Here is a 4,164-nt window from a genome sequence, read left to right on the forward strand (position 1 = left end):
GACCTGCAGAAGGTGTTCGGGTTGGTGGGCACCCTGGCGTCGCCGGCAATCCAGGGCGTTTCCACGGCCGCTTACGTGCGATAGTCGGTTGTGTGCATAATCAGGCGCAACCGTGCTTAGCTTCCCTGACGCTCGGTCATCGTAAACATGTCGTTTTCAACATCGAAACCGCGCTTTCGCCATGCATTTTTCTAGCTGAGCGGCTATATCAGGAGGGAACATAACGCAGGTCGGGCGTGCTCCCGGCCGCATGGAAAGCCCTTTAACGTATGGATGAGACGGCCTCCTCGGGTCCGACCGAGATCAATGCCCCGGATCTGAACGGTTCAGAGAGCTACGGCGCGGATTCGATCAAAGTGCTGCGCGGGCTTGACGCGGTCCGCAAACGGCCTGGCATGTATATCGGCGATACGGATGATGGTTCCGGCCTGCATCACATGGTTTACGAGGTCGTCGACAACGCAATCGACGAGGCCTTGGCCGGCCATGCTACGCGTGTGACGGTTACGTTGAACGCCGATGGATCGGTCACCGTGACCGACGACGGGCGCGGCATCCCTACCGGTATCCACGAGGAAGAAGGCGTGTCGGCCGCCGAAGTCATCATGACCCAGCTCCATGCCGGCGGAAAATTCGACCAGAACTCCTACAAGGTTTCGGGCGGCCTCCACGGCGTCGGCGTCTCGGTCGTCAACGCGCTGTCGACTTGGCTGAAGTTGCGGATCTGGCGCGACGGCAAGGAGCATGTGGTCATGTTCGACCACGGCGACGTCAAGGAATCGCTGAAAGTTGTCGGCCCGGCGCCGATGGTAGACGGCAAACCGAAGCGCGGCACGGAGGTCACCTTCCTCGCCTCGCCCAAGACGTTCACGATGATCGATTACACCTATGGGACGATCGAGCATCGGCTGCGCGAACTCGCGTTCCTCAATTCCGGTGTTTACATCGAATTGACCGACGCGCGCGGCGCCGAGGTGAAGACCGAGACGCTGTTCTACGAAGGCGGCCTCGAAGCCTTCGTCCAGTACCTTGACCGCGCCAAGAGCGCGCTGATCGCCAAGCCAATCATGATGAAGGGCGTCAAGGACCAGATCACCGTCGAGGTGGCGCTGTGGTGGAACGATTCGTATCACGAGAACGTCCTGGCCTTTACCAACAACATCCCGCAACGCGACGGGGGCACCCATCTCGCCGGTCTGCGTGGTGCGCTGACGCGCCAGGTCACCGGCTATGCCGACCGCTCGGGCGCAACCAAGCGGGAAAAGATCGACGTGATCGGGGACGATTGCCGCGAGGGCCTGACCTGCGTCCTGTCGGTGAAAGTACCGGACCCAAAGTTCTCGTCGCAGACCAAGGACAAGCTGGTCTCGTCAGAGGTGCGTCCTGTCGTCGAAAGCCTCGTCAACGACCTTTTGGGCCAGTGGTTCGAAGAACATCCGCAGGAAGCTAAGCCGGTGATCGCCAAGATCATTGAGAATGCGCAGGTCCGCGAGGCCGGCCGCAAGGCGCGCGATCTCACCCGGCGCAAAGGCGTTCTGGATGTCGCCAACCTGCCGGGCAAACTCGCCGACTGCCAGGAGCGCGATCCGGCCAAGGCCGAGCTGTTCCTGGTCGAGGGTGACTCCGCCGGCGGCTCCGCCAAGCAGGGCCGCAACCGCGAATACCAGGCCGTCCTGCCGTTGCGCGGCAAGATCCTCAACGTGGAGCGCGCGCGCTTCGACAAGATGCTGTCGTCGAACGAGATCGGCACGCTGATCACGGCGCTCGGCACCGGCATCGGCCGGGACGATTTCAATCCGGACAAGCTGCGCTACCACAAGATCATCATCATGACGGATGCCGACGTCGACGGCTCGCATATCCGCACCCTGCTGCTCACCTTCTTCTTCCGGCAGATGAAGGAGCTGATCGAGCGCGGCCACGTCTACATCGCCCAGCCTCCGCTCTATAAGGTCAAGCGCGGCTCGTCCGAGCAATATCTGAAGGACGAGCGAGCGCGCGAAGACTATCTGATCGGGCACGGGCTCGACTCCGCCATGCTCCGCCTCCCCAGTGGCGAAGACCGCACCGGAGCGGATCTGCGCAGCCTCGTCGAGGAGGCCCGCATCGTCCGCCAACTGCTGAGCCAGTTGCACTCGCGCTACGACCGCGGCGTCGTCGAACAGGCCGCCATCGCCGGCGCGCTGCAGCCGATCGACGACGAGACGGTTGCCACGGCACTCGCCGAAAACGTCGCCGAGCGGCTCGACCGTCGCGCCGACGACATGGAGCGCGGCTGGAAAGGCCGCGTCGAGAACGGCGCCTATGTTCTGACGCGCGAGCTGCGCGGCGTGACCCAGGTCGCGACGCTCGACGCCGGCCTGTTGGCCTCGGCGGAGGCGCGCCGGCTCAACGAACACGCTGCCTCGCTTGAGGAAACCTACAGCCGTCCGGCAATTCTCGTTCGCAAGGCCGAGGAGAAGCAGGCGTCGGGCCCGGTCGAATTGCTCGAAGCCGTCATGGCCGCAGGCCAAAAAGGCATCTCGCAGATGCAGCGCTACAAGGGCCTCGGCGAGATGAACCCGGACCAGCTCTGGGAGACCACGCTCGATCGCGATGTCCGCTCGCTGCTCCAGGTGAAGATCAAGGAAGGCGACGAGGCTGACGATGTCTTCGTCAAGCTGATGGGCGACGTCGTGGAGCCGCGCCGCGAGTTCATCCAGGCCAACGCGCTGAACGTCGCGAATTTGGACGTTTGAGGGTCGGGGGTTTCACACCCCGATCCGTCCGAGCGCCGGCAGCTTGATGCCCGAATGACGAAAGTCGAGCCCGGCGACGGCGCCGAGAATGTTGATCTCGAAGCCTTCGATCCAGCCGAGGGTGAAGCCGAGATAGCCGCCCGCATTGACGCGGATTCCGGTGCCGGATGGCGTCAGGCCGATCCAGCGGCCGTCATAAGGAAAGTCCTTGCCGATGGCCGTGTTCGGCAGACTCGTCCGCATCGCCGGCACGGCGCCCATCACGGCCGCGACGAAGGTGTTGGAGTTGGGGCCGGGCCAAGCCTTGTAGTCGCCGGGGTTGCCGTAACGGTAATGCGCGATGGTTTCTTGTATGATGGGGATCATATGCGCGGCAGCTGCGCCGTCGGCCGCAAACACGACCTCCGGTCGGCTACCGAACCATAGGCCGTCGGCGACGAAGCGATCGACCCAGATCGGGGTGCCCCAAGCGGTGTAATCGAAACGCTGGTAGGCCGCGGTCCCTGCCGGTTTGACCACGATCCAGCTATGCGTCGCAACGATGCCGCGCCAACTCACCGTCCGCGCGGAAAACACCCGGACGGCCGCCTCCGGATGCTTCGAGGCCGGGGGTAACAGGCCGGCGCTCGATCGGTCGGCGCTGCGCCATGCGACGTTTTTGGTGCGGATGGTATAAAGCGCCGCGGACACCAGGACTGGAACCACGAAGACGACAAGGAAGGCAAGCGTGATCATCGAGCGCACCGGGATCCGAACATGACGTAAGGAGACGCGCATGTAGGGACGACCCGGTGCGATCGAAAGGCACCGCCGAAGACAATCGTCCGGCGGCGGCTTGGCTCAGTTCGTCGAGGCGGCGACCAGGACGGGGGCCTGACGATAGTCAGCACCGAACAAAGCCTTCAGACCATCGACCTTCGGCATGTCGTTGACGGCGATATAGCCGGCCGTCGGATGCTCGGTCAGGTAGTTCTGGTGATAGCCTTCCGCCGGGTAGAACGCCTTGAACGAGGTCACCGTGGTGACAATCGGTGCCGAATACACGTGGGCCGCCTGCAACTGCGCGATGTAGCGGGTGGCGACATGCGCCTGCTCCGGCGTCGTCGCGAAGATGTCGGAGCGATATTGCGTTCCCTCGTCCGGACCCTGGGCGTTCAGCATCGTCGGGTCGGCGACGACGGAAAAGTAGATCTGCAGGATCTTGCCGAAGCTGACCTTGCGCGGATCGTAGGTGATCTTGACGCTCTCGGCATGGCCGGTGGTGCCGGTGCTGACCACCGGATAGGACGCGTTGGCCTTCGAGCCGCCGGAATAGCCGGAGACCGCGCTCGTCACGCCGTTCACGTGCTGGAAGACGCCCTGGACGCCCCAGAAGCATCCGCCGGCAAGCACGGCCGTCGCCGAGGTTGCCTCGGGCTTGGCAGCT

General features: G+C 63.6%; 4 protein-coding genes. 2 read left to right on the plus strand and 2 right to left on the minus strand.

What is annotated here, in order from left to right; translation table 11 throughout:
• Positions 1 to 224 (plus strand): hypothetical protein (locus GSQ79_RS28980; RefSeq protein WP_210253082.1); only part of this gene is annotated, 224 nt, incomplete at its 5' end.
• A gap of 45 nt (positions 225 to 269) precedes the next feature.
• The gene (gene gyrB / locus GSQ79_RS13515) at positions 270 to 2,738 is read left to right on the plus strand and encodes a DNA topoisomerase (ATP-hydrolyzing) subunit B (RefSeq protein ID WP_158809230.1); all 2,469 of its coding nucleotides are present in this window, start codon (positions 270 to 272) and stop codon (positions 2,736 to 2,738) included.
• A gap of 12 nt (positions 2,739 to 2,750) precedes the next feature.
• Here gyrB and GSQ79_RS13520 read toward each other — a convergent pair whose 3' ends face one another.
• Positions 2,751 to 3,473, minus strand: a complete 723-nt coding sequence (locus GSQ79_RS13520) for a DUF3750 domain-containing protein (RefSeq protein ID WP_158809231.1) — start codon at positions 3,471 to 3,473, stop codon at positions 2,751 to 2,753.
• Between the two features lie 105 nt (positions 3,474 to 3,578).
• Positions 3,579 to 4,164, minus strand: a 586-nt coding sequence (gene msrA / locus GSQ79_RS13525) for a peptide-methionine (S)-S-oxide reductase MsrA (protein WP_158809232.1), incomplete at its 5' end; no start/stop codon positions are given.

Origin of the sequence: Beijerinckia sp. L45, assembly GCF_009765775.1 — a bacterium.
Taxonomy (GTDB): domain Bacteria; phylum Pseudomonadota; class Alphaproteobacteria; order Rhizobiales; family Beijerinckiaceae; genus RH-AL1.

Bases quoted from the DNA above. Each gene is read 5' to 3' on its own strand.
- GSQ79_RS13520 (WP_158809231.1), bottom strand. From the start codon at position 3,473: ATGATCACGCTTGCCTTCCTTGTCGTCTTCGTGGTTCCAGTCCTGGTG.
- gyrB (WP_158809230.1), top strand. From the start codon at position 270: ATGGATGAGACGGCCTCCTCGGGTCCGACCGAGATCAATGCCCCGGAT.